This window comes from Mucilaginibacter sp. P2_A4 (assembly GCF_056405015.1).
The window spans coordinates 222,806-249,445 of sequence record NZ_JBFUCX010000009.1 but is presented as its reverse complement, the minus strand read 5'-3'; the positions used below and the strand labels follow the sequence as shown (position 1 = coordinate 249,445).

Below are 26,640 nucleotides of genomic sequence, written 5' to 3'. Positions count from 1 at the left end.
AAAAGGTTTAGTTGTTTTTCTGATTTATAAATTGTTCATACCTATTCTGCAAATCGGTAACCGGAATGCTGAGTAATTGCATTTTTTTGAATAGCAAGGGCAGCTCCTCGTTTATAAATTGTTGCTGCCGTGTTTTTAAAATGCTTTTTGCAGCATTACCTTGCGCAAAATAACCCATACCACGTTTGGTATAAATTATTTCCTGGTGCTGCAAATATTCGTATGAACGCATTACAGTATTGGGGTTTACCTCCAACATAACTGCAAGCTCACGTACAGAGGGGATCTTTTCATCCTCCTTCCATACTTTTAATTGTATTTTGTCGCACACATAATCTGCTATTTGCAGGTATATGGCTTGTGTGTTATTGAAATCCATGAGTTTATTTAACCGTTATAGGTTTACAATTCTTTTTCTTTGAGCTTAAACCAAGTAATTATCCATAAAAAGGGCATTCCCAGGTAAAGCAATATCAAAAACAAGGTATTATATTGATGATGCAACTTTGTTTGAGAAGTTGAATAGCTAGCCCCCTTTACATATTTGTTGTAACCGCCATAATGTACTACCATATCTGCGTAGGGATAAGCATCAACGTTGGGCTGAATGTAATGTGCCTTTACTGTTTCCTTATATATAGGTTTATTAGCCTCATCGTAAACGGTTTCACGCACCTTGACATCAAATCCTGTCTTAACATCAGTATCTATTATATACTTTGCTGCTATTGGGTTTATAATGCGTAATCCAAAAAATACCACTATCACCATAATCAGCGATTTTATAAACACATAGCGCTTAAACAATACCGAGCCTAAAAGCGCCACAGTTTGCAGCATAAAATAAGTGACAAAAAGATCATCAGCGTTATCATCCCATTCCAGATTATACAATGCATTAGTGTGATGGGCAATGCTATTATCAATGTAATGCCCAATCATTATCAATGGATAAACCGTCACAAAGTAAACAATGGGAAATACTACCATACAATAAACTACAGCAACAGTGAGTTTTTCCAGGGCCGATGCCGGTAGCGTTAACGCCTGGATGCCTTTTACTTTTTCGTTAAACTGGCTTAAGATGGTAGATGTAAATACACCGCCTGCGGCTATTGAACCTACAAATAAAATAAATTGCTGTGTATGTTTTTCTAAGCCCTGGGGCGAAGACAAATCAAATACAATGATGCCTCCCATAATGCCTGCTGTAGCCAGTGTACCTAAAATATATAATTGTTGGTTCTCCGCCCATTGTTTACGGATCAGTAACCATATCCTGTGTGTTGAAAATTGCATGTTTATATTAATTAAATTGTGAAAGCACCAGTTGTTTCTCGCTAAGCACGGCATTGAAAAACATTTCCATATCCAGCCTTGAGTTCTCCTTTTTATGATTGATAGCTACAACCGCATAGCCTTTTAAAGCGCCTTCATTGTAAATAGGAGAGGCAACCTCATCAAGGTTGATCACTTGTTTAAAGGCCAGCTTTTCGGTGATGTTTTCGACAGGTTGATTAAGGATGATCTGTTTATCTTCCAGTATCAATACATAATCAATTAAGCTATCCAGATCTTTTACCTGGTGTGTGCTGATGATGATCAGCTGGTCATCTTTAATAACGCCGGCGATGATCTTTCTAAATTGCTTTTTTGAGGGGATATCCAGTCCGTTTGTTGGCTCATCCATCAGTAGTACTTTTGCCTGTGTTGCCAATGCAAAACTTATCATCACCTTCTTTTTTTGACCATAGCTCATATCCTGAAGTTTGTGTTCCATCGGGATATCAAACTCTGATAAAAAGCGGTAAAACATATCCCGGTCAAATGCAGGATAAAATGGCGCGTAAATATCGAGGTAGCTTTTTATGGATACGTTTGGGAGGTAAATTTCCTCGGGCAGTAAGTAAACCTGTTGCAAAAATTTAGGATCTCTGCCTGCAGGTATTTCGCCGGATACCTGGCATGTACCGCTAACAGGGAAAAGTAATCCGCATATATTATGCAATAAGCTTGATTTGCCTGCTCCGTTGCGACCAAGCAAACCATAAATGTGGCCCGGCTTAATCTGCAGGTTTAAATTTTCTAGTACCATCTGTTTTGGACGGTACCCAAAGGTTAGGTTTTTAATATTAATCATGATGGTTTGTGTTTTAGTGTACTACTATATTAGTACACTGCAATAATAGATTCTATTTTTTATAATTCCAAATATTTACTGGAATTATTATTAGGTTAAAATAGGTGGACAGGGGCGGGGATGGCCGGGAGAGTAAAGAATGAAAGCAGCTATAATAGAAAAGGGTTAGTGAAGATATTTTCACTAACCCTTTTTACTACTGAGTTATAATCAATTACTCAAGCACTGTAATTTTTACTGATGATTTATTCTGAGCATCATGGTAAATACGGTTGGTTGCTTTTTGAAAATCAGCATCTGTGGCCTGGTATATATCAACAAACTTTTGGGGGTTACGGTCAACCAACGGGAACCATGAGTTTTGTACCTGGATCATGATCCTGTGGCCTTTCCTGAAAGTGTGGCCAACATCAGGCAATGCGTATTTCACTTCGGTTACCTTACCGGGTACAAAAGCTTCTGGTTTCTCAAATGAGTTGCGGAAACGGCCTCTGAAAACTTCACCCCGGATTAGCATTTGATAGCCTGCAAGGGTTACATTTTTAGGGTTGGGAATAGGGTTAGGGTAAGTATCCGGAAAAACGTCAATTAGTTTTACCACATAATCGGCATCGGTTCCTGTGGTTGATGCAAACAGATCGGCCATTACCGGGCCGGTAAGGGTCATATCTTCGGTAAGTGTATCTGTTTGGTAAACCTTAACATCAGGACGACGGCCGGCAAAGCGTTGATCATCCAGCATGTACTCTCTTGTACGGCCTTTTTGAATACCATCCTGGTAAGGAACCGGTGCATTCGGATCGCTCACATATTCATCAAAGCTATCGGTTGTAGCCGGGGCGCTGAACGATAGTTTGCCATCGGCCTGAAAGTATAGCGTTTTTTCTGTTGTGTTTTTTGGTGGCCAGGTGTCAAATTTTTTCCATTGATTGCTACCTGTAATAAATATAGTGGCTTCGGGTAGATCCATAGTACCTTCATCCTTTAGGTAGTAATTAAAGAAAGGTAATTCTACATTTTCTCTAAACCACTGGCTGGTGTTTGATCCAAAGTTTTGGTCGGCAAAAAGAGTCCCGTCTTTACTTTCCCAACCGCCATGAAACCATGGTCCCATAACCAGCATGTTTTTGTGGTTTTGTGGGTTTTGTTTTTCTAAAGCATCGTAAACATGTAAAGCACCAAAACAATCTTCGGCATCAAAAAAACCGCCAACAGTCATGGTAGCTGGGGTAATGTTCTTTAAATGTGGACGGATGTTCATGGCCTTCCAAAACTCATCATAATTTGGATGCGCCATTAGGTCGTTCCAGAATTTGATAGAGTCGCCCATGTAATGTTTTTTGAAGTTTGGCAAAGCGCCCATCTCCAGGTAAAACTTGTAATTGTCTTTAAATACGGGTTTAATATTGCTTTTAAACTGTTTTGGGGTAATTGGTTTTGGGCGTGGTACGCCAAAGCCAGTGTAAAAGTTAAATGCATCCATCATCATGAACGCGCCATTATGGTGAAAATCATCGCCAAGAAACCAATCTGTTACCGGCGCCTGGGGCGATACAGCCTTTAATGCCGGGTGCGCATTGGGCAATGAGGCGGTTGAATAAAATCCGGGATAAGAAATACCTTCAATACCAACCTTGCCATTGTTGTTAGGCACATTTTTTACCAGCCAGTCTATCGTATCATAAGTATCGCTGCTTTCGTCGATATCAGTTTTCTTTTTCTTTTTATCGTTAATGGGGCGCACATCTACGTAATCGCCTTCGCTCATCCACTTTCCGCGAACATCCTGGTAAACAAAAATAAAGCCTGATCGGGCAAACAGCATGTTTTGACCTAAAGTGCGCCTGTACTCGTTTTCGCCATATGGCGCAACGGTGTAAGGCGTACGCGTCATCATGATAGGATATTTTTTAGATTGATCTTTTGGAGTGTAAATGGAAGTGAAAAGTTTTTTACCGTCGCGCATGGTAATGTACTTTTCCACTTTGGTATAGTTTTGCCTGATGTAGGTTGAATCTTCAGATGATGATTGTGCCCGGGCGAAGGAAAAACACATAGAAAGCCCTAAAAGAAGTAGCATTTGTTTCATAAGTCAGTCAGTTAATTTACCCGCAATTTAACAAATTGACAGAATTTTGGCTAAATGTTACCTTATTGTTACAAGAACACGATAAAATTGTAAAAAAGCCACCCGCATATGTTTCGGGTGGCTTGATTTCATGAGGAGATTATTACCAAAACTATTTGCCCTCTGCGGCATCCCTTAAATCCTGAATAATGATCTTATCCATTTTCATCATGGCTTGCATCACTCTTCCCGATGTTTGAGCATCGGTATTATATAATAGTTCACCTAACGCGCTGGGCACTACCTGCCATGACAGGCCAAATTTATCTTTCAGCCAGCCGCACCTTGATTTTTCGCCGCCGTCTGATAATTTATCCCAAAAATAATCTACTTCATCCTGGTCTTTGCAATCAACAAACAGCGATATGGCTTCGTTGAATTTAAACATTGGGCCGCCGTTTAGGGCCATGAATTGTTGGCCTGCCAATGTGAATGTACCTGTCAGTACTTTTCCTTTTTCACCGGGGCCGGTATTACCATAACGGGCAATGTTTCCTACTTCCGAATCTTTAAATATGGAGGTGTAAAAATTTATGGCTTCTTCTGCCTGGTAGTCGAACCATAAAAACGGGGTGATCTTCTGTTTAATTTCCATAATAGCTGTTGTTTATCATTGATTTATACAAATATACCTGTATCAACATCAAACTGATACGGTGCGTATGAGACAATTTGAGGGGCGATATGCGGCATTCACGTAAACAAGTTTTTAAGTCGAAATTTAATTATTAGCTTTATTTCCTAATCAAACCAAGTATGATGAGCAGCTATTTTAAAGCCTTTATGCTAATCGCTTTTACCTGCCTGTGTGCCTGCAAAGGACCGGGAAGTGCCTCAAAAAACGATAACAGCTTAAGTAATTATTTTCAAGACACTACAGTTGGTGTAAAAACAGGTGGAGTGCAGGTTGTAACTATCAATACCCCCAAAGGTAAATTTCATGTATGGACAAAAAAAATAGGTAATAATCCTAAAATTAAACTGCTGTTGTTAAACGGCGGCCCCGGCGCTACACATGAGTATTTTGAATGTATGGAAAGCTTTTTGCCAGCCGAAGGTATTGAATTGGTCTATTATGATCAGTTGGGTTGCGGTAACTCTGATAACCCTAAGGATGCATCCATGTGGAGTCTGCCCCGTTATGTGGAAGAGGTAGAACAGGTACGCCAGGCTTTAAAGCTGGATAGTAATAACTTTTATCTGCTGGGCCATTCATGGGGTGGCATCCTGGCTATGGAATATGCCCAAAAGTACCAGCAGCATTTAAAGGGCCTCATTATATCAAATATGATGATGAGCATCCCCGATTATGGTAAATATGCCAATGATGTACTGGCTAAACAGTTCGATCCAAAAGTTTTAGCACGTATAAGAGCAATTGAAGCCAAGGGTGATTTTAAAAATCCTGAATATATGCAATTGCTGATGCCAAACTTTTATGCCAAACACATTTGCCGTATCCCCCTTGATCAATGGCCCGAGCCGGTGAATCGCTCTTTAGGTAAAATGAACGAATCGTTATATGTAACCATGCAGGGGCCAAGTGAATTTGGTGTTGCCGGTAAATTGGTAAACTGGGATCGTGTGGCCGATTTGCCAAAGATTGCTGTTCCGATGCTGAGCATTGGAGGGCAGTATGATACCATGGATCCTAAACACATGGAAATGATAGCTAATAAAGTTCAAAATGGGAGTTACTTATACTGCGTAAATGGCAGCCACATGAGTTTGTATGACGATCAGCAAACTTATATGAAAGGACTAATTAAGTTTATAAAAGGAGTAGACGCCGGTGAAAAGAAAGTTAAAATATAGGGTTGAATAATAACCTACACAACCAAAAGCTTAATGTTAACTAACATAGATTATTGAACCGGACTGGTGCGCAATTATGCACCAGTCCGGTTTAATATTTTATATACAGTTCATGATAAAGTCAATCTCTTCCAAACTTTATTTGAAAATAGGGTGTTTATGGAAATAAAAATTAGAGATTTGTCTTGAAACCTAAATAGGTGTAAACCACATTCTATTGATATGATATCTACATTCTACATGAAATTAAAACGAAGTACGCTCCTGTTAATGCTCTTTACAATGCTTTTTGAAGCGGCTAATGCACAGCAAGTAGCCTCAAAAATACATAAGGACGAGGTGGATTTTGTTAATCCATTAATTGGCACAGCTATTACCGGCTTTGCAAAGGGTTTGGATGGCGGGGGCACCATGCCATGCGTAAATGTACCTTTTGCAATGACTAATTTTGTAGCACAAACCGGTGAAAGTAAAATGGGCCGCATGTGCTATCAATATGAAGATAAATCGGTAATTGGTTTATTGGCAACGCATCAGCCCACCGTTTGGATGGGCGATTATGGCTATGTATCCATTATGCCACAAATAGGCAACTTGCGTGTTTTGCCTAAAGAGCGCAAATTATCATATGATCATAAAGATGAGGTAACCAAACCGTATTACTATTCGGTAAAGTTAAAAGCAGATGGCAACACCAGGATCAAAGCCGAAATTGCGGGTGCCAATACCTGTGGTATGTTCCGTTTTACATTTCCTGCTGCCGAAAAGGCTCACCTCATAATTCAGGGCATTAACCTTAATCCCGAACTTAAAGATTGGGCAAATGATTATGCGCCAAGGCTCAAAAAATTGAAAGGATATGTGCACGTAGATACCGTTAATAACGAAATAACCGGCTATAACCCCGATAGGCAATCTTCACAAATTGGGCCCGAGCTAAAAAACTTTAAAGGCTACTTTATTATTAAATTTGATAAACAGATCCGAAAATATGGTACCTGGGATAAAAGCACCATAAAAAAAGGCAGTAAAGAGCAATTTGGAACCCGGATGGGTGCTTTTATTTCCTTTAAAACTATTACCAATACCGTAATAAAAGCTGTTGTGGCTACTTCTTTTATCAGTATTGATCAGGCACGCGCTAATCTTAAAAAGGAAATTCCCAATTGGGATTTTGATAAAGTAGTTAAGGATACCCGCGATAACTGGCAACAGCAGCTTAAAGTATTACAGGTTAACGGGATCACAAACGAGCAAAAGACTATTTTTTACACTGCGCTTTATCATACACTTTTATTTCCAAGGCAATTTTCTGAGTATGGCAGGTATTATAGTGCTTTTGATGACAAGGTACATAACGGCGTTTCTTATAACGATTATTCCCTTTGGGATACTTTCCGGGCTTTGCACCCATTGTTGATATTAACTCAGCCTGAGCGTATCAATGGCATGGTTAAATCACTATTGCAGATGTACCAGGAAGGCGGCTGGATGCCCATGTGGCCAAACCCAACTTATACTAATATCATGATTGGCACACATGCCGATGCGGTAGTGGCAGATGCCTATGTAAAAGGTTTCCGTGGTTATAGTACCAAATTAGCTTATGAAGCTTTGCATAAAGATGCTTTTGAAGCCCCTGATGGCGATACTCAAAAGAAATGGGGCGACCGCGACCTGTGGACAAGCTTTGAAGCGAGGGGAGGGCTTACTTATTATCATAAATTAGGTTTCATTCCGGTGGATAAGGTTAGGGAATCAGTTTCGCGCACTATTGAATACGGTATCGATGATTATTGTGTGGCTCAATTGGCCAAAGCTTTAGGGAAAACAGAAGATTATAATCAATTGATAACCTGGAGCGGGAATTATAAAAATGTATATAACAATTCCACCGGTTTTATGGCTCCACGTAACTCAAACGGACAATGGTCGGCCAAGCCGGATAGTGGCTTTACCGAAGGCACCAAATGGACTTATACTTTTGGAGCCATGCACGATGTACCGGGCATGATTGCCTTGATGGGCGGCGAAAAACCGTTTGCCGATAAATTAACACATAACTTTAACGATGGCCATTACCGTGCTGATAACGAACCAGGTCATCATTATATATACCTGTTTAACTACTGTGGGATGCCATGGAAAACACAGGAGTTGGTAAGGCAGAATACTTCATGGCAAAATTACAGGAATGCCCCGGTAGGCATCAACGGAAACGACGATTGCGGCCAAACCTCGGCCTGGTATATCTTTAGCACTATGGGTTTTTACCCTGTTACACCCGCATCAGGATATTATAGTATTGGTGCGCCGCAATTCCCTTACATTGCTTTAACGCTGCAAAATGGTAATAAATTGATTATCAAAGCCACAGATCTGTCAATACAAAATAAATATGTAAAGGAAGTTACGTTTGATGGTCAGCCCATTAAAAATCATATGATATCTCATGAGCAGATCAGTCATGGAGGTACCTTGGCCTTTAAAATGACAAGTGTGCCGCAGAAGGATTAAATAATTAGTGATTTAGTGAATTGGCGGATTAGTGAATTAAAATTGATGTTTAAAGTTCTCAATCGCTAATTCACTAACTCGCCAATTCACTAATTAAACGCGGTTGATGCCCTTACTACCAATTTTGAGGGTAAAACTATTTCTTTATTTGTCTCTACATACCTGCCAGATAGGTGATCAAATAACAGTTGGGCAGCTTGTTTACCCATATCATAGGCTGGTTGCAAAATAGTAGTAAGCGGTGGGTTCAAAATAGGAGCGGTGATCTGGTTGGTAAAGCAAGCTACTTTTACATCTTTTGGAATGTTTAGCTTCATTTCATCACATGCCAGGTAGGTTGAGGTAGCCAAATGCTCAACGGTGGCTATTATGCCATCGGGTTTCACCTGGGCAAGATGCTCTTTAATTACCTCAACATTTTCGTTGTTATATTTATTGGAGCAGGTAACCACACTCGATTCCCTGGGGTGAATTCCCTTTTCTGCCAATGCCTGTTGGTATCCTTCTTCCCTGGCTGATAGGATGGATGGATATCCTTTTATGGTGATCAGCGATATGTTTTTACAACCGGCATCTAACAAGTGGTTTGTGGCTATATAGGCGCTGTTAAAATCGTCGGTGGTGATTTTAACGGATTTAATATCGTCAAAAACTCTGTCGAAAAATACAATCGGAATACCGCTGTCCTGTAATGTTTTAATATGTTTAGTATCCTCTGTATTGCTGGCAACAGACATAATTACACCATCAACCCGCCCGCTGGCAAGCTCACCAAACATATAAGCTTCGCGCTCATAGCTATCATGGGTAAGATAAATTAAGGTGTGGTATTTTTTTATGGCTACAACACTTTCAATGCCGTTAATTGCCTGGCTAAAAAAACTATCGGCAATTTCGGGGATAATGATGGCGATGGTATTGCTGGCCTTTTTACGCAGACTGCTGGCATAAGGATTAGGCACGTAGTTTAATTTACGGGCTTCCTCTATTACCCTCAATTTGGTTTCGGGGCCAATGTCATGGCTATCCCTCAAGGCTTTGGATACCGTAGCGATAGATACGTTTAACACTTTGGCGAGTGCCTTCATATTTACTTTATCGCTTTTGATTTCGCTGGCCATAGATGTTAAAGGTATATTAAATTAAAAAAGAAAACACTGCTAATTTAGTTAAACGTTTAAGCAAATAAATTAACCGTTTTTAATAAATGTAATGTTTAAAATAAAGAAATTTGGATAACACAGCCGCAAAGGATTGTTTACCAATTGCATTTCCTTTTAAATTATAACATTATGAGCAAGCTAAATGAAACCCCCAACCAAGGCCCTTTAAGTTCAATAGATGAATGGGAAGATGATATTTTAGATCGCTACCCTGATGCGGAAGCCATTGCCGCAGGGCGGGATACCGAAGCCTATCGTAATTACGAAGCCAATTTAAAGGATACCGTAAGAGAGTTTTACCGCCTTCAGCATATCAATCAAACTTATGATTTTGTATTGCAAAAAAAGGAGCAGTATTTAAAATTCGATAAAAAAGAAATGTCGGTTTGGGATGCCTTTGATTTCCTGAATCAACTGGTTGATGACTCAGATCCGGATACCGATCTTGACCAGTTACAGCACCTGCTTCAAACTTCAGAAGCTATCCGTGCCGATGGCCGGCCAGACTGGATGGTGTTAACCGGTTTGTTTCATGATTTGGGTAAAGTGCTGTGCCTGTTTGGGGAGCCCCAATGGGCTGTTGTAGGCGATAGTTACCCGGTAGGTTGCGCCTTCTCTGATAAGATTGTATTTTCTGAATACTTTAAAGATAATAAAGACCATCACGATCCCCGGTATAATACCAAATATGGAATTTACGAACCAAATTGCGGTTTAGATAACGTACACATGACCTGGGGACACGATGAATATATTTACCACATGATGAAGCCTTACCTGCCAGAGCAGGCTTTGTACATGTTGCGTTATCATTCCTTTTACCCGCAACACCGGGAAAATGCCTATAGTCACCTGATGACTGCTCATGATCATCAATTGTTTAAGGCAGTAGCTCAGTTTAACCCTTATGATCTATATTCTAAAAGCCCGGTGCCACCAAATTGGTCAGAACTGCGCCCTTATTATGAAGATCTGGTGGCTAAATATCTACCTTCAACCCTCAAATTTTAACAGAAGCATTAGTTTTTACCAGATACTCCTGTTTATATAATCTGCATTATTATAGCAATAAACAAAGTGCATAAAGTATTTGTAAATAATACTTTATGCGCCTTGTATGGATTATTTATTTAGATAATCCGGTGGCGTTAAATGTTTCAATTTACGAAATGCTTAAAGCTGTGTTGTTGACATTTAATGTGATGTAAAACCTTGCCAATCCGTTTTATTTTATAGATTTGAAAAATGAACCGGGCATAACCTAATCCCTGTTACAAAAACAAACATGCTGAATCATATTTCTATAGGCGATCTTATCGTCTTTTTTGTGTATTTTTTATTGGTATCAGTTTACGGATACATGGTTTATCGTCGTAAACAAACGGAAACCAACTCCAGTTCACACAGTTTTTTCCTGGCCGAAGGCACACTAACCTGGTGGGCAATTGGGGCATCCATCATTGCATCCAATATCTCTGCCGAGCAATTTATCGGAATGAGTGGCGACGGCTTTTTCGCCGGGATAGCAGTAGCGGTTTACGAATGGGTAGGGGCAGCCGCGCTGATCATCGTAGCGGTATTTTTTATGCCCGTGTATATAAAAAATAAAATATACACCATGCCGCAATTCCTAAAAACAAGGTATAATAGTGGCGTGGCATTGGTAATGTCGATATTTTGGTTGTTCCTATATGTTTTCGTTAACCTTACCGCTATTTTGTACCTCGGCGCATTAGCAATCAACAGTTTATTGGGCGGGGAATATCTTCATCAAATCATGATTGGCCTGGCAATATTCGGTGTTATTATCGCTTTGGGTGGGATGCAGGTGGTTGGTTATACAGATGTAGTACAGGTTGCTGTGCTCATCATCGGTGGGCTTGCTATTACCTACCTGTCGCTAACCATAGTAAGCGATAAGTTCGGGTTTGGTCAGAATGCGTTAACTGGTTTAAAGTTAATTTTAAAAGATTCTCCCGACCACTTCCACCTCATATTTAAGAAACCTGCTCACGGCTCATCTGTAGAAACCATAAGTAAATATTTGATTTTACCTGGTTTTGCCATGTACGCCGGCGGACAATGGATCAGTAATCTTAATTACTGGGGATGTAATCAATACATCACACAACGTGCATTGGGCGCAAATTTACACACGGCCCGTACCGGTATTCTGTTTGCAAGTTTATTGAAGATACTGATGCCCGTTATCGTAATGTTACCAGGTATAGTAGCTTTTGTTTTGTACAAACATGGCCATTTACCTATGCTGATCAACGGTAGCAAGGATGGCGCTTATTCGGCCATACTATCCTTCTTACCTTCGGGATTAAAGGGCTTGTCATTAGCAGTATTAACAGCTGCCATTGTAGCATCTATTGCCGGTAAGGTGAATAGTATTGCCACCATTTTTACGCTGGATGTTTATAAAAACTATATGAGCACAAAAGCCACCGAGCGTAATATGGTGTGGGTTGGCCGGATTGCTATAGTTTGCAGTTTAGTTATAGCTGTAGCCTTTACCTGGAACGATATGCTGGGTATCAGTGGTGAAGGAGGATATACATTTGTCCAAAAATATTCAAGCTTTGTTAGTCCGGGTGTTTTAGCCACTTTTCTTTTAGGGATGTTCTGGAAACGTACCACGGGTGAAGCCGCTATCGTTGGTATATTAACCGGCTTTGCAGCGTCTGTGTTTTTTAACCAGTTTGCGGTTAAAGTTTTTGGACCGGAGACCTGGCTTTACTCAGCATTTCCAAATGCTTCCGGCCAATTTGAAATACCGTTTTTCATATCACTCAGCTGGTCGTTTCTGATCACGTTCATCGTAATGGTTACAATGAGCTTAGCCGGGCCACTAATCAATGCCAAAGCAATATACGTAGATAAGGGAATGTTTAAGTTAAAGGCCTCATCAATAGTTCTTATTGCTGTTATACTCCTTTTTCTATCAGCTATTTATGTGAGATTTTGGTAATAGTTCTTTACACAACAAAGCCCGGTTCTTCAGTAAAGACCGGGCTTTGTTGTGTAAAATGGAATGCTTATTTAAACCGCATCCGAAAGTGAGGTAAAAGTAAAATCACGGATTCTCATTGGCGGTATCAACGCATTTTGTGAGGATTCTCCGCTCACCGTACGCTCTGGTTTGCCTAAAGCATCCAGGTTATTTAGCATGATAACCGGGCTTTCATTAAAACGGAGGTTTTTGATCGGGAATTTGATCTGCCCGTTCTCGATATAAAAAGTACCATCGCGGGTAAGCCCGGTAAATAATAGTGTTTGCGGATCAACCGGACGGATGTACCATAACCGGGTAACCAGGATCCCTTTTTCAGTTCCTTTTATCAATTCCTCTAAGGTGGCATTACCTCCATCCATAATAATACTATCGGGATAGGGCGTTGCTTTTACGCCTTGTTTTTGAGCCCAGTAGCGGGAATAATTTAGATTTTTAACTACGCCTTTCTCTATCCACGTGATCTTCTCCTGCGGTCTGCCATCGCCTGTCCAACTGCTTGTTGGTAGGTCAGGGTGAGAAGGATCTGAATAGATATTCACCCTTTCATCAACCATTTTTTCGCCAAGTTTGGTTTTGCCTCCTGGCTTGCTTAAAAAGCTACGGCCTTCATCGGCGCTACGGGCATCCAGGCCTCCATACAACTGTTCAAGCAATACTATACCTGCGGCAGGTTCCAGTATCACTGTATATTTACCGGGTTCAATTGCCTTTGCGCCTTTTGAGCCAGCTGCTTTTTGAGCTGCTATCTTGGTGAAAGCCAACGTATCCAGTTTACTTACATCATTATATCCTTTAGTTGAATAGCCAGACCCTGTACCATCCTCAGAACGCAACGTTACCGAGAAATTGATATCAGTAGATGTATTGTATGCAAATAGCCCATGTGAATTCATCATCGAACTAAAACCCGCGCTATTCTGTAAGAAACCGGCAGCTATCAGTTTATTGTCTTTTGCTATTTTAAGACTCTGATCAACCATATCTGTACGTTGAGTAGGGGTAACCGCGGCAGTTTCGGGCACAAATGTTTTTGAACGTGGCGCATAAGTTTGCGGACCTAAAAAGGAAACAAACTCGGGGTTTTCCGGCGCCAGCTGTGCCAGCTCCTCTGATAGGCGTACAGCTTTTTCAACAGAAGCATCATCATATTCATTGGTGGTAACTACACCCAGTTTTTTACCAAATGCCGAAGAAATAACCATATTGGTTTGACTAAGGGCACCGCTGGTTGAAACGGTATTACGGGCATATCTTATATTGCCGGAGTCTGATCCGCCAAAATTAATTTCACATTCATTGGCTTTAGAGTAGCTAAGCGCTTTTTTTAATATTGCGCGGCATTCATCTTCACTTAATATGGCCATAGTATTTAAATTTTTCTTGCTGTATTAATAACGTTAACTCCTTTAAACAGGGCTGTTGATGAGCCATGAGATACGGCGCTGGCCTGCATAGGCTGCCCTTTTCCATCAAAGAATGAGCCGCCTAAACGGTAATCATGCTGATCGCAAACTGCCGCGCATGAATTCCAAAACTCCTGTGTGTTTGATTGGTAGGCCACATCATTCAGCATACCTACAATTTTACCATTCTTGATCTCATAATAAAGCTGACCGCTGAACTGGAAGTTGTAACGCTGCTGATCGATAGAGAATGAACTATCACCGATGATATAAATGCCTTTCTCTACATTTTTGATCATGTCATTTAAACCCATTGGAGTTTTGCCCGGCTGTAAGGAGATGTTTGCCATACGCTGGAACTGTACATCCTGCCAGCTTTGTGAGTAGCAGCATCCCTGTGATTCTTTAAGCCCAATGATATGCGCCTGATCGCGAATGGCCTGGTAATTAACCAGCACACCATCTTTGATCACATCCCATTTTTTGGCCTCAACACCTTCATCATCATAACCAACCGCACCCAATGAACCGGGCTGGGTTTTATCGGCAACGATGTTTACATTTTTGCTGCCAAAATTAAACTTACCAGATTGCCATTTATCCAGGGTAAGGAAGCTTGTACCGGCAAAGTTGGCTTCATAGCCCAAAACGCGGTCAAGCTCGGTAGGGTGACCAACTGATTCGTGGATAGTTAACCATAGGTGACTGGGATCAAGTACAAGATCATACTTACCGGCTTCAACAGATTTTGCTTTTAATTTTTGTTCGGCCTGTGTAGCTGCAGCCCGTGCATCCTCAATCATATCATAACGATCACGGTAAAGGGTAGTTACACCTTTTATCTTGTCGCTTTCGCGGGGGATCATGTATTCATAACCCATACCACGCGGCGCACTTAATGATTGGCGGGTTTCAAACTTACCGGATTTAGAATCTATTTTGGTGACCGCGAATGTTGGCCAGATCCTGTGGATATCCTGATCGATGTATGAACCATCTGTAGAAGCGAAGTATTTTTGTTCGTTTACCAAAAACAGTATGGAATTTACATAATTGGCTCCACCTTTCATAGCAGCGTCATTAACAGAAAGCAAAAGATCTGTTTTTTCTTTCATCGGTACCTCAAAGGCGTTTTTTTCAATCGGCGTTTTCCAGGTTACTTCACCATGGCCTTTTTGCGCCACTAATTGTACAGGGTCGGTTTGGATGCGGGCATTTTCTTTGGCTATAGATACGGCCAGTTCGGTAGCTTTGGCTATGCTATCGTTATCCAGCTTGTCTGTAGCGGCAAATCCCCAGCAACCGTTTGCAATAACGCGGATCCCCATACCGTATGATTGGGTATCAACAATATTTTCCACTTTGTTTTCGCGGGTAACCACAAACTGGTTAAGGTAACGACCTATACGCACATCGGTATAAGTTGCGCCTTTAGACCGGGCTGCATTTAAAGCCACATCGGCCATTCGTTTTTTTAAGGCCACATCTACCGGGCTCATATCGTGGCCGGGTAACACGGGCGAACCGAAAACGGGGATCCTGCTAAGCATGGATGCGCTAATGCCCATTCCGGTGAGGTAAAGGAAATCTTTTCTTTTCAATGTCAGTCAGTATTAGTTCCTAAATATAAAGAGTGAAGTTTGGATATTAAGTGTTAGTTAAGATTAATTGATTTTTTTGTACGAAAGCCATTGAAAAACTGCCTGGCAAATTAATAATTGATCTTCCTTACAATATAAGTCTTTGCCAATTCATCATGCCAGCCTTGTTTTAGCGTACTCCATAAAATATTGAAAAATCCAAAACCAAAAAATAAACCGGATAAAATTTTACTAAGGTTACGAACCAAAGCCCTGCCAAATTTAATGCGCCGGCCATTTATATCAACCACTATTAATTTACATAGTGCTTTGCCAATGCTTCCCTGAATTTTTGTTGATTCAAACGCACTATGGTATAGCATAAACATTATTACACCTATCAACCTGGTTATCCAAATCTCGTTTTCATTATCTGAATTGATGTATATGGATGTAAGGCTTTCTAATACGCCAACTAAACCGCCTATTATGGCAGCCAGTAAAATCAATATCACGTAATCAATGATGTATGCGAGTAAACGCCAGCCAAAATTAGCTACGTTGCGTTTATCAGGTAAAAATATCCCTAATGATTTAAAATATTCTTCAAATTCAGGCATATCAATTGCGCTCTGCCAATCATCTGCCAAAGGCGAAAGTATAAGTTGATAGGCCTCAATTTCCATATCCATTATTTCGATATGGGTATACGGACCTTCTTTTTCACCCTGCTTTAATAAATAGTATTCATTGATCATTAATCTGCCTGGTTAGGTTTTGGGAAATTAATGAAAATACAAATTAAAGGCAAGCTATAGGTGTTAATAATTTAAGGCGTACATAATAATATTTACACCAAACTTGGTATTATCTTCGGCCAGGAAACGTTTATTCCTGAAATCGTAATCCCATTCACAACCATAATCTTTACTGCTGTACAACACTGCAATACGACCATTAATTTCTATTGCTTTCAGGTAATCATGCACAAGGTCGTCGCCCCAGCCATTTAATTCAAAACTGGTGGTTGGCGGTCCTTTATCAAAAGAGAAAAAGGAGTGATATATTTTATGGTTATTGGGAATCTTTTTAAGTGCCGTCGGTCCAAACAATGATCCCATTTGCGCTTCGAATGATTTAGCAAACAGTCCATCTATATCATGGTTGCAATCATCTACAAAAATAAAACCACCGTTCTCGGCATATTTTTTAAAATTGGCCCGTTCCCGGGTGTCAAATTGTACCAGTTTATGCCCGCTCAAATAGCAAAATGGATACTGAAATATGTCATCGCTGCTTAAAGGGATTACCTTTTCCTGCTGTTCGATGGGAACGGTAGTATATTCCAGCAAAGAGTTAAGCAGGTTTGATGGCATGCGCTGATCGGTATCCCAATCGCCGGAATGGTAACTTAACCTGGTAAACGTAAATTTTCCGCTGAATGCCATCTTGTTTAAAAAGCTTAAAAGTAGTACAATATTTTATGCTGAAATCACTTTTGTTTGCTTAGCTTGTAAAGTTTTAGATACTTTATTTGATTTTTAATAAAAAATAATGGTAATTACTTAAAAGGGTAATATATTGTGACGGTACTTTAAATACGTATTGAATTTGGAACTGACCGAAATTAAGATAAAAGCTCTGCTTGCCAAGTTACCGCAGTTAAAAAGCGAAATACAAAAGGTAATTGTAGGGCAGGATGCCATATTGGATGAACTGCTCGTAGCATTTTTAGCCGGAGGGCATTGTTTATTAGAAGGTGTACCTGGCCTGGCCAAAACACTCATTGTAAAAACTATGTCGCAGGCGCTGCATTTAGCGTTTAGGCGCATTCAGTTTACGCCCGATCTGATGCCAACCGATATCATCGGTACAGAAATATTGGAAGAAGATCACGCTACCGGCAAACGTTTCTTTAAATTTAACAAAGGACCCTTATTTGCCAATATTATATTAGCTGATGAGATAAACCGAACTCCACCAAAAACACAGGCGGCTTTGCTGGAAGCAATGCAGGAGTTTGAAGTAACGTATGGCGGGCAAACTTATCCGCTGGATAAACCCTTTTTTATTCTTGCAACCCAAAACCCTATTGAACAGGCCGGTACTTATCCCTTACCAGAAGCCCAGTTAGATCGTTTTTTATTGCTGATAAAAATTGGATACCCAACCGAGCAGGAGGAATTTGAAGTATTGAACAGAACAACGGGCACAAAAAAAGCGGATGTTAAAGCAGTTATTACCGCCGAAGAAATTATACAGGCACAGGCCCTGGTTAGGCAGGTAACGATAAGCGAAGATCTTGTAAAATATGTAAGCCAGATGATCCGTGCCACACGCCCCGATACTACCAGCGTGAACTATATAAAAGAATGGGTTCGCTGGGGAGCAGGCCCACGGGCAGGGCAGGCGCTGATATTAACCGCAAAGGCACGTGCATTATTAAAAGGAAGATACGCGGTTTTAATGGAAGATATTCATGCTATGGCACCGGCTGTTTTAAGGCACCGGATATTGATGAACTTTAAGGCCGAAGCAGAGGATATAACATCAGATAAAGTAACTGCGGAGTTGATAAGGGCGATAGTCAGGCCGAAGGCACTTTAAGACACGTTGTTGTGAATTTTAAAGGTTTGTCATCCTGAGGAACGAAGGATCTATTCGCAGACTGTGCAGGGCGAAAAAGCATGGCGAATAATAGATCCTTCACTGCGTTCAGGATGACAAAAGTTTTTTTTAACACGTCAGAGGTAAGGGCGACGCAACGACCTAAGCTTGATAATAATTATTCAGATTATTCAGACAAATAAATCCAAAATCGAACATCCCAAATCCAAAATCAAAATGCTTGATCCGAAAGTATTAATGACCATTAAGGATTTGCCATTACTGGCGAAAACGGTTATTGATGGCTTTATGAATGGGTTTAATAAAAGTAAAGTTAAAGGCCCCGGTCTGGAATTTAGCCAGTATCGCAGTTACCAGCCTGGCGATGACCTGCGCTGGCTTGACTGGCGGATGTTTGCCCGGAGTGACAGGTATTACATCCGGGAATCAGAAATAGAAACCAGTATTTCTGTAAGATTCCTGGTAGATGCAAGTGCGTCCATGAACCATGATGACAACGGGATTAAGAAGATAGATTATGCGCGTTTCCTTGTTGCATCATTAGCATGGTTATCAAATTTGCAGGGGGATTCTGTTGGGTTATACGTTTTTCGGGATGGCAGTTTATTTTCTTTGGCTTCCAAACCCGATCCGCAACACTTGCAACGCCTGTTATATCACTTGCAGGAGGTGAAGCCGGCAGGTACCTTTACGCAACCTGTACATTATAAAGAATTGTTCGCGGGCGATGGCCGCAAAGAGTTACTGGTTTTTGTTACCGATATGTACCAGGCAGGGGATGAGATCAGTAGATTATTGGATTCATTATCGGCGCTGAAACACGAAGTTGTTGTTTTTCACCTGATGGGGAAAAATGAGCTCGACTTTGATTTTAAAAACTATTCAACACTGGAAGACCTGGAGACCGGGCAAACCGTAGAAGTAAACGCAGATCAAGCTGCCCAATACAAAGAGAAGTTAAATACCCATTTAGAAAATATCAGGATGCAATTGTTAGGAAAGCATATTTATTACCGGATGATAAGCACGACGCAACCCTTAGATGAAGCCCTGCGTGATTTTTTGGTTCAAAGGAATAAAAGTAAATTTTAAACCGTAAAACGGCTTTCAAACCCATCGCTATAAAATATTATACAAATGCAGTTTTTAAATCCCCTATGGTTGTTTGGTATTGCCGCGATAAGCATCCCGGTAATTATTCACCTGTGGAATATAAAACCCGGTAAAACTTTAAAAGTTGGAAGCATAGCACTTATAACCGCTGCTGCCCAAAAAAGCAGCCGCAGTTTTAAGCTGAATGATATTCCTCTGTTCCTGGTGCGATGCCTCTTATTATCTATACTTTCTCTTCTGTTAGCGGCACCCGTTTGGCGGCAATATCTTTCATCAGGCAAAACAAAAGGCTGGATACTTATTCCCAAAGAGAACGTAAATGAAAGTTATGGTAAGTATAAAATATCTATTGATTCGTTAATCAAAGCTGGCTATGAGTTTCATTATTTGAATAAAGGTTTTGAAAAGATTAATTTAAATAAGATTCTCATTGATAAAGTTTTAAGAGATACATTTAAAGTAACAAACTACTGGAATTTAGTAGCTCATTTAAATAATCAACTACCTGCTACTGTTCCTGTATACTTGTTTACGCCAAATCAGGTAAGATATTTTAATGGTAATAAACCATCTGTATCGCTCAACCTGCATTGGCAAACCTACACCCCGGTAGATTCAACAAGCACCTGGATTGAAAGCGCGTGGTTTACCAATGATAATGCAATTAAAGTTGTTAAAGGTAGCAGTAAGCCTTCGGGAACTTATTTTACAAATTACGTTATTAAATCAGCCGGGGATCCCAATTCACCTTTTATGGTCAATGTAAAAAAAGGGAATCCATTTATAAGTTTGAAAAGCAGCACGCAGCTTCCTGTTGCTATTGATACCTCCGTTTTAAGGATAGCTATTTATAGCGATAAGTATGATGCTGATGTTGCTTACTTAAAATCGGCCCTGTTGGCAATAAGCAGTTTCACGCAGCGTAAAATTGTTATTAAACAATTTAATGACTCGGGAAAATTACCAATGGGGAATGACTGGCTTTTTTGGTTGTCAGAAAGGGCCATTGATAAGAACAGTCTTCAGAAAACTGCCCGCATATTAAGTTATGAGCCGGGCAAAGTAAGCAATACTGCATCCTGGATAAAAACAAATGATCCTATTGCATTGGCCGGCCAAAACGGAAAGCCTGCATTATATAAGCTGATAAAAAACGATGCTTTAAACAGGCAACCCATTTGGGTTGACGGATATGGCAACCCGGTTTTAAATATGAATAAAAATGGGAGTGTAATGGCGTATCATTTTTATTCCCGCTTTAATCCTGCATGGAATGACATGGTTTGGGATGGTGACTTTGTAAAGTTATTGATGAGGTTAGTTGTATATGACTCTGATTATAAAATAATTATTGTAAGTGATCGTAGGGTTTTAGATCGTCGGCAATTACTGCCAAATATTATTTGGTCTGCCCAAAATTCCAATTCAGAGAAGAAAAACGTACAAACAGATCTATCGCATTATTTCTGGCTAACATTAATCTTGCTATTTTTAATTGAAAGATGGCTGGCCCACAAAAACAAACTACTACCAGTAAATGGATAAGCGCACAGGCAGATATAAAATTGGTGCAATTCGCAAATGGTACATCGGCAGTCAGTTAATTGCCGATGTGCTTTTTACTGTTGCTTTTTCTGTCATCGCAAGCGCTCTGGTAACTGATGTATTTCAAGCTTCCGAGCTTTGGGTATTGCTTTTATTTGTTTTAAGCCTGTTAATTCTATCATTCGTGCGGAAACCGTGGATGGTAAGAGATGTGGTTATTTCTAACTTTCTTGATCAGCATTACCCGGAACTGGAAGAAAGCAGTAGCCTGGTCTTAAAATCGGGCGATGAGCTGAACCTGCTCGAAACGTTACAACTGGCAAAAGTGGAAGGTTATTTGCAGCAAATACCGCAATCACATCCTTCGTTTTTAAAGCGAATTAAACTGGCGTTACTCTTACTAATCGTCGCTTTAGGTATAAATTGGCTGGCAGGAAAACACCATTCATTGATTTCTATTGCCAATCATCTTGCCATATCTTCAGAAAAGTCCAAAGTTCCTGAAATTATATTGCCCGAAATCTCGGCCGTGAATGTAACTGTCAACCCACCGGTTTATACAGGTAAAACCAAACGTGAGCAAGATAAATTCACCTTAAATGTAGAAGACGGTGCAACTGTAACCTGGAAAATAACTACCAATGTTGCTGTAAAGCAGGTTTTGCTACTATTCAATGATAAGGAAATAATTACTTTAAAAAGCTTAAGCACGGGAAAAATCCAATGGCAAGCCCAAAAGCAAATCACCAACCCAGGGTTTTACCAGCTAAATGTGGATGGTAAACTTTCTGATCTGTACCAGGTACAGGTTATAACAGATCAGCCGCCGGTAATTCATATTAAATCGCCAAAACAATACACCTACATAGATGCCGGAGAAGCCAGGAAGATAAGTATAGATGTCGCCATAAACGATGATTATGGTGTAGGCAATGCCCTTATTTTTGCCACTGTAGCTAAAGGTAGCGGTGAAGCGGTTAAGTTTAAAGAATATAAGCTTGATTTTTCTGCGTCGTTCAGTGGTCATCAATCGCTGTATAATCTGCAAAAATTGGTCAATCTTCAAGCGCTGGATATGGAACCAGGCGACGAGCTTTATTTCTATATTCAGGCAACCGATACCCATCAGCAGCAAAGCAGAACGGATGTTTATACGGTATCTATACAGGATACAGCGCAACTATTAAGTATGGATGGCATGCTGAGTGGGGTAAATCAAAAGCCTGAGTTTTTCAGGAGTGAGCGGCAGATCATCCTCGATACAGAAAAGCTATTAAAAGACAAGGACAGTGTTAGCACAGAGAAATTCAATAACAGGAGCAATGATCTTGGGGTTGACCAAAAATTACTCCGCCTGCGTTATGGTAAGTTTTTGGGAGAGGAATCTGAATCAGATATCAATCCGGCTGATGAAAAGAACGATCCTGTTGGAGATATCAATAACTACGGAAACGCGGCTGTGATATTGGATAAATACACCGATAAGCACGATAATGCAGAGGACGCTCAGTTTTTTGATCCTGAATTGAAAAAACAGTTGAAAGCAACCCTAACTGAAATGTGGAAGGCAGAGCTGCAATTGAGGCTGTACAAACCACAGGATGCTTTGCCATTTGAATACAAAGCATTGCGCCTGCTAAAAGACCTTCAGCAAAAATCAAGAATGTATGTGGCTAAAACTTCCTATAATCCCCCGCCATTGAAACTGGAGAAACGCTTGAGCGGCGATTTGTCGAAAATTACTGAACCAGCATATAAACAGGATATTAAACAAGAAACAGATCAATTTGAAAACCTGAAAAAAGCAGTGGCAGTATTGGAGCAGCTAAAAGTTAAACCACAATTAAATGAATTAGATGAACACGTGTTGGCGCTTGCAAATCAACAAATTAGCTTAAAGGCGTCGACTCAACCGGGCATTTATTTATCGGCATTAAGTGCCATGCGCAGGATATTATCAAAGCCGGCGAATGTTAAATTGTATGATATAGCATTGGTTGAAAGGGCAATTCAAAAAAACTTGTCGCCACCTCAAAAAACGCCTGCATCAACTCAAAGTTCAATAGATATGGGTTTATCGCAGGAGTATTATAAAAACCTTAACCGTTTAAACCGATAGCTGCAAATGAACTGGAACACTGGCGTTATCATTATTTGCATTTTACTGGCGTTTTTTGTGGTATGGAAAGAATATGCACGCGGTAATAAAGCGCGTTTATTGCAGCGAATTACCGCGGTTATTGTAGTGGTTGCTGCAATGGCCTGTATTGCATTGCCATTAACTTATCAAGCTGATATTACCAAACAGGATAATAACGAAGCTGTGTTGTTAACAGAGGGATTGAACACAGATAGCTTGAACCGATATAGTGCAGAAAAGCTGTTTACCCTAAACAAGGATATAAAAAAGACTATCCATAAAGCAGTATTGATAAATAATGTAGATGATTTGGTAAATGATTTTAAAATAAGTCGGTTACGGATTTTAGGCGATGGTTTAAACGCGGAAGATCTGCAGCAATTGAACCATTTACCTGTTATATTCAATTTCAATCAAATGCCGGTTTATGATGGAATTACCACCATTAGCTGGAATGAAAAACTAAAGATTGGTGAAGAATTAAACATCCAGGGGAGTTTTAAAAATTCATCTGCAAAAAAAATAAAACTTATACTGAAGGGATTAAGTACTGGTTTGGACTCAATTAGCATAGGAACAGATACGTTGAGCTCATTTAACCTGAGTACTATACCTAAAAGCGTAGGAAATAACATATATAGCTTACTGGCTATTGCAGGAATGGATACTATTGAAACGGAAACTATTCCCGTACAAATAGAGCCGGTAAAACCTTTAAAAGTATTGATATTAACCGCATCGCCCGATTTTGAAATCAGGTTTTTAAAGAACTGGTTAGCTGAAAAAGGCTATTCCATTGCTGTTCGCTCCGCCATTAGCAAAGATAAATTCAACAGAGAGTTTATTAACATGCAGCAGTTTTCACTTGATCATCTTTCTGCTTCGTTGCTTGGCCAGTTTGATGTTTTAATTGGAGATTTAGCTGTGCTAAAAACGCTTAATGGGGCAGATGCCGCTGTATTACAGCAGGCGGTAACCCAAAAAGGTTTAGGTGTAGTTATTAGGGCCGATAGTACTCAACGTTCAAACTCATGGCTGCAACGCGATTTTCCTTCTGATAGATTGGCGGGAAAAGATCCCTTACCGGTGTCACTTCTATTGCAAGGTAAAATGGTAAAGTCTGCCAAATTAAATGTGGGCCTGGTGTACATTGACAATCAAAATAATACACAATCATTGGTAAGTGATGAGCATGGGCGTATTTTAGCTGGCAGCACATTAGCTGGTGCCGGAAAGTTAGTATTTACGCCTTTAAATAATACCTTTAGCTGGGTGCTGAGTGGCAATAAAAATGACTATGCCAACTTATGGTCGTTATTGATCACTAAGGCTGCACGGGCTACACCGGTGGCCGAACATTGGAGTATATTATCGGCCATACCATCGTTATCAAATCCGGTTCAGCTACAATTGGAAACCGCTACAAGTCCTTCATTAATAAAAATTGGCGAGGCTGATATAGCACCGCTGCAAAATAGCCTGGTGCCTTTTGAATGGCGTGTTAGTTATAGGCCGCAGGCGCCTGGATGGCAGTCAGTAAAACAAGCAAACGGACTTTTAAACTGGTTTTATATATACAAAGATAATGACTGGAAAAATATCCGCATATTGAAGAAGCTGGCGGATACGAAAGCCTATATTGCTAAAAATGCAATTAGTGTAAATGTAACGAAACAGATACACGAAAAAATCACGATTGCTGTAAGTAAAATATATTTTTATGTTTTGCTTTTGATAGCCTTTGTGTATTTGTGGGTCGAGGCTAAATTTTTATAGCTATTAAATACTAAAAGGAGGAATATACTTTGAGAAGACGTGACTTTATTTATTTAACAGGCATGGGGGCGGGAGCAATGATGTTGCCCGGCATGAACGCGCTTGGTAAAACGATTGATCCTTTGCAGGCGCTGGAAGGCGTTGATGTAAAAATCAAAAAAGAACTTGCCGATGTGGCTTTAAACACAGCTAAATCAAACGGTGCATCATATGCCGATGTGCGCATTGGTCGCTATCTTAACCAGTTTGTGGTTACCCGCGAAAATAAGGTGCTTAATGTAGCCAATACCGAATCATACGGCATAGGCATCCGGGTTATTGCAAATGGTTGCTGGGGTTTTGCGGCAACCAATGATGTAACCAAAGAGGGTATGGCCAAAACCGCTTTAAAAGCTGTGGCGGTAGCTAAGGCTAACGCTAAAATTGGCGGCGCACCAGTACAGCTTGCCCCTCAAAAAGGTTATGGCGAGGTTAACTGGAAAACACCTTTAACAAAAAACGCGTTTGAAGTACCTATTAAAGAAAAGGTAGATTTATTGTTAAACGCAAATGGAGTAGCTATGGCAGGTGGAGCCAATTTTGTAAATTCCATCATGTTTGCGGTTAACGAGCAAAAGTATTTTGCTTCAACAGATGGTTCATATATCGATCAGGATGTTCACCGGCTTTATCCAAGTTTTACGGTAACTAAAATAGATCCCACAGCGGGATCATTTGAAACCCGCCGATCATTAAGCTCGCCTGTTGGAATGGGCTATGAGTATCTTGATCCTTTGGAAAGCGAAAAAGTTTTGGGTGTAACTACCCGTTACAAAAAGCGCTATGATATGATTGAGGATATGAAGTTTGCGACCAAACAGGCCGGCGAAAAGTTAAAAGCAAAGTCTGTTGAGCCCGGTAAATACGACCTGGTTCTTGATCCATCACATTTGTGGTTAACTATTCACGAATCCGTTGGTCACCCAACCGAACTTGACCGCGTTTTAGGCTATGAGGCTAATTTTGCCGGTACCAGTTTCCTTACGTTGGATAAATGGAAATCGGGCAAGTTTAACTTTGGCAGTAAGGCAGTAAATATTGTGGGCGATAAAACCCAGGTAGGTTCATTAGGTGCGGTAGGTTATGATGATGAAGGAGTAAAATGTAAAAAATGGGATATCATTAAAGATGGTGTTTTGGTTAATTACCAGGCTATCCGTGACCAGGCGCATATCATTGGTTTAAACGAATCGCAAGGATGTTGCTACTCGCAAAGCTGGCAGGACGTACAATTTCAGCGTATGCCAAATGTTTCCCTGCAGCCGGGAAAAACGCCTTTAAGTGTTGATGAGATGATCAAAAATGTAGAAAAAGGTGTTTACATTATTGGCGATGGTTCTTTCTCGATAGATCAGCAGCGCTATAATTTCCAGTTTGGCGGTCAGCTTTTTTATGAGATCAAAGAGGGGAAAATAGCAGGCATGCTGAATGATGTAGCTTACCAGGCCAATACACAGGAGTTTTGGAATTCATGTGCACAGGTTTGCGATGAACGCGATTACCGTTTAGGAGGTGCTTTTAATGATGGTAAAGGCCAGCCTGCACAATCAAGCGCGGTATCACATGGCGCATCAACAGCGCTGTTTAAGGGAGTTAATGTAATTAATACTAAAAGAAAGATCGGATAATTG

Annotated in this window: 20 protein-coding genes; 10 read left to right on the top strand and 10 right to left on the bottom strand. The window is 40.3% G+C overall.

Annotated elements, in window-relative coordinates; all coding sequences use genetic code 11:
* Positions 1-7: 7 nt before the first annotated feature.
* From AC1DYB_RS17770 to AC1DYB_RS17750, 5 genes are all read right to left on the bottom strand, one after another.
* Positions 8-379: a GntR family transcriptional regulator gene (locus AC1DYB_RS17770; protein ID WP_477436926.1), complete on the bottom strand. Its 372-nt coding sequence runs from the start codon at positions 377-379 to the stop codon at positions 8-10.
* Positions 380-402: 23 nt separating this feature from the next.
* A complete protein-coding gene (locus tag AC1DYB_RS17765; protein WP_477436925.1) occupies positions 403-1,299 on the bottom strand; it encodes a hypothetical protein in 897 nt (298 codons plus the stop codon).
* 7 nt (positions 1,300-1,306) lie between these two features.
* Positions 1,307-2,140 carry an ABC transporter ATP-binding protein gene (locus tag AC1DYB_RS17760; RefSeq protein ID WP_477436924.1) on the bottom strand — a complete coding sequence of 278 codons (834 nt, stop codon included), beginning with the start codon at positions 2,138-2,140 and terminating at the stop codon, positions 1,307-1,309.
* A gap of 214 nt (positions 2,141-2,354) precedes the next feature.
* Positions 2,355-4,229, bottom strand: a complete 1,875-nt coding sequence (locus AC1DYB_RS17755) for a CocE/NonD family hydrolase (RefSeq protein WP_477436923.1) — start codon at positions 4,227-4,229, stop codon at positions 2,355-2,357.
* Positions 4,230-4,380: 151 nt separating this feature from the next.
* A complete protein-coding gene (locus AC1DYB_RS17750) occupies positions 4,381-4,863 on the bottom strand; it encodes a VOC family protein (RefSeq protein WP_477436922.1) in 483 nt (160 codons plus the stop codon).
* Positions 4,864-5,024: 161 nt separating this feature from the next.
* Here AC1DYB_RS17750 and AC1DYB_RS17745 point away from each other — a divergent pair, with 161 nt between their 5' ends.
* On the top strand, positions 5,025-6,083 hold the full coding sequence (locus AC1DYB_RS17745; RefSeq protein WP_477436921.1) for a proline iminopeptidase-family hydrolase: 1,059 nt from the start codon (positions 5,025-5,027) through the stop codon (positions 6,081-6,083).
* 222 nt (positions 6,084-6,305) lie between these two features.
* On the top strand, positions 6,306-8,600 hold the full coding sequence (locus tag AC1DYB_RS17740; protein WP_477436920.1) for a GH92 family glycosyl hydrolase: 2,295 nt from the start codon (positions 6,306-6,308) through the stop codon (positions 8,598-8,600).
* A gap of 89 nt (positions 8,601-8,689) precedes the next feature.
* Here the strand turns inward: AC1DYB_RS17740 and AC1DYB_RS17735 are convergent, their stop codons facing one another.
* Positions 8,690-9,721: a LacI family DNA-binding transcriptional regulator gene (locus tag AC1DYB_RS17735; protein WP_477436919.1), complete on the bottom strand. Its 1,032-nt coding sequence runs from the start codon at positions 9,719-9,721 to the stop codon at positions 8,690-8,692.
* A gap of 171 nt (positions 9,722-9,892) precedes the next feature.
* Here AC1DYB_RS17735 and AC1DYB_RS17730 point away from each other — a divergent pair, with 171 nt between their 5' ends.
* On the top strand, positions 9,893-10,774 hold the full coding sequence (locus tag AC1DYB_RS17730; protein ID WP_477436918.1) for an inositol oxygenase family protein: 882 nt from the start codon (positions 9,893-9,895) through the stop codon (positions 10,772-10,774).
* Positions 10,775-11,048: 274 nt separating this feature from the next.
* Complete coding sequence (locus tag AC1DYB_RS17725; RefSeq protein ID WP_477436917.1) at positions 11,049-12,740, top strand: sodium:solute symporter family transporter; 1,692 nt, start codon at positions 11,049-11,051, stop codon at positions 12,738-12,740.
* Positions 12,741-12,811: 71 nt separating this feature from the next.
* Here the strand turns inward: AC1DYB_RS17725 and AC1DYB_RS17720 are convergent, their stop codons facing one another.
* From AC1DYB_RS17720 to AC1DYB_RS17705, 4 genes are all read right to left on the bottom strand, one after another.
* Positions 12,812-14,149, bottom strand: a complete 1,338-nt coding sequence (locus AC1DYB_RS17720; RefSeq protein ID WP_477436916.1) for a TldD/PmbA family protein — start codon at positions 14,147-14,149, stop codon at positions 12,812-12,814.
* A 5-nt stretch (positions 14,150-14,154) separates the two neighbouring features.
* Complete coding sequence (locus tag AC1DYB_RS17715; RefSeq protein WP_477436915.1) at positions 14,155-15,789, bottom strand: TldD/PmbA family protein; 1,635 nt, start codon at positions 15,787-15,789, stop codon at positions 14,155-14,157.
* A gap of 110 nt (positions 15,790-15,899) precedes the next feature.
* Positions 15,900-16,526, bottom strand: coding sequence for an RDD family protein (locus AC1DYB_RS17710; protein WP_477397657.1), 627 nt, complete (start codon positions 16,524-16,526; stop codon positions 15,900-15,902).
* Positions 16,527-16,589: 63 nt separating this feature from the next.
* Positions 16,590-17,216 (bottom strand): DUF4159 domain-containing protein, encoded by a 627-nt coding sequence (locus AC1DYB_RS17705; RefSeq protein ID WP_477436914.1) that lies wholly within the window; start codon positions 17,214-17,216, stop codon positions 16,590-16,592.
* A 163-nt stretch (positions 17,217-17,379) separates the two neighbouring features.
* On the opposite strand from AC1DYB_RS17705, the gene AC1DYB_RS17700 reads away from it, so the two are divergent.
* The 6 genes from AC1DYB_RS17700 to AC1DYB_RS17675 all read left to right on the top strand — a co-directional run bounded on the left by AC1DYB_RS17700 (position 17,380) and on the right by AC1DYB_RS17675 (position 26,637).
* A complete protein-coding gene (locus AC1DYB_RS17700; protein WP_477436913.1) occupies positions 17,380-18,375 on the top strand; it encodes an AAA family ATPase in 996 nt (331 codons plus the stop codon).
* Between the two features lie 237 nt (positions 18,376-18,612).
* Positions 18,613-19,488 carry a DUF58 domain-containing protein gene (locus AC1DYB_RS17695; protein ID WP_477436912.1) on the top strand — a complete coding sequence of 292 codons (876 nt, stop codon included), beginning with the start codon at positions 18,613-18,615 and terminating at the stop codon, positions 19,486-19,488.
* 45 nt (positions 19,489-19,533) lie between these two features.
* Positions 19,534-21,054, top strand: coding sequence for a BatA domain-containing protein (locus tag AC1DYB_RS17690; protein ID WP_477436911.1), 1,521 nt, complete (start codon positions 19,534-19,536; stop codon positions 21,052-21,054).
* Positions 21,047-23,173 (top strand): hypothetical protein, encoded by a 2,127-nt coding sequence (locus tag AC1DYB_RS17685; RefSeq protein WP_477436910.1) that lies wholly within the window; start codon positions 21,047-21,049, stop codon positions 23,171-23,173. Before AC1DYB_RS17690 ends, AC1DYB_RS17685 begins: the two co-directional genes overlap by 8 nt.
* A gap of 6 nt (positions 23,174-23,179) precedes the next feature.
* A complete protein-coding gene (locus tag AC1DYB_RS17680; protein ID WP_477436909.1) occupies positions 23,180-24,970 on the top strand; it encodes a hypothetical protein in 1,791 nt (596 codons plus the stop codon).
* Between the two features lie 29 nt (positions 24,971-24,999).
* Positions 25,000-26,637, top strand: coding sequence for a TldD/PmbA family protein (locus tag AC1DYB_RS17675; RefSeq protein WP_477436908.1), 1,638 nt, complete (start codon positions 25,000-25,002; stop codon positions 26,635-26,637).
* The last annotated feature ends 3 nt before the right edge of the window (positions 26,638-26,640 follow it).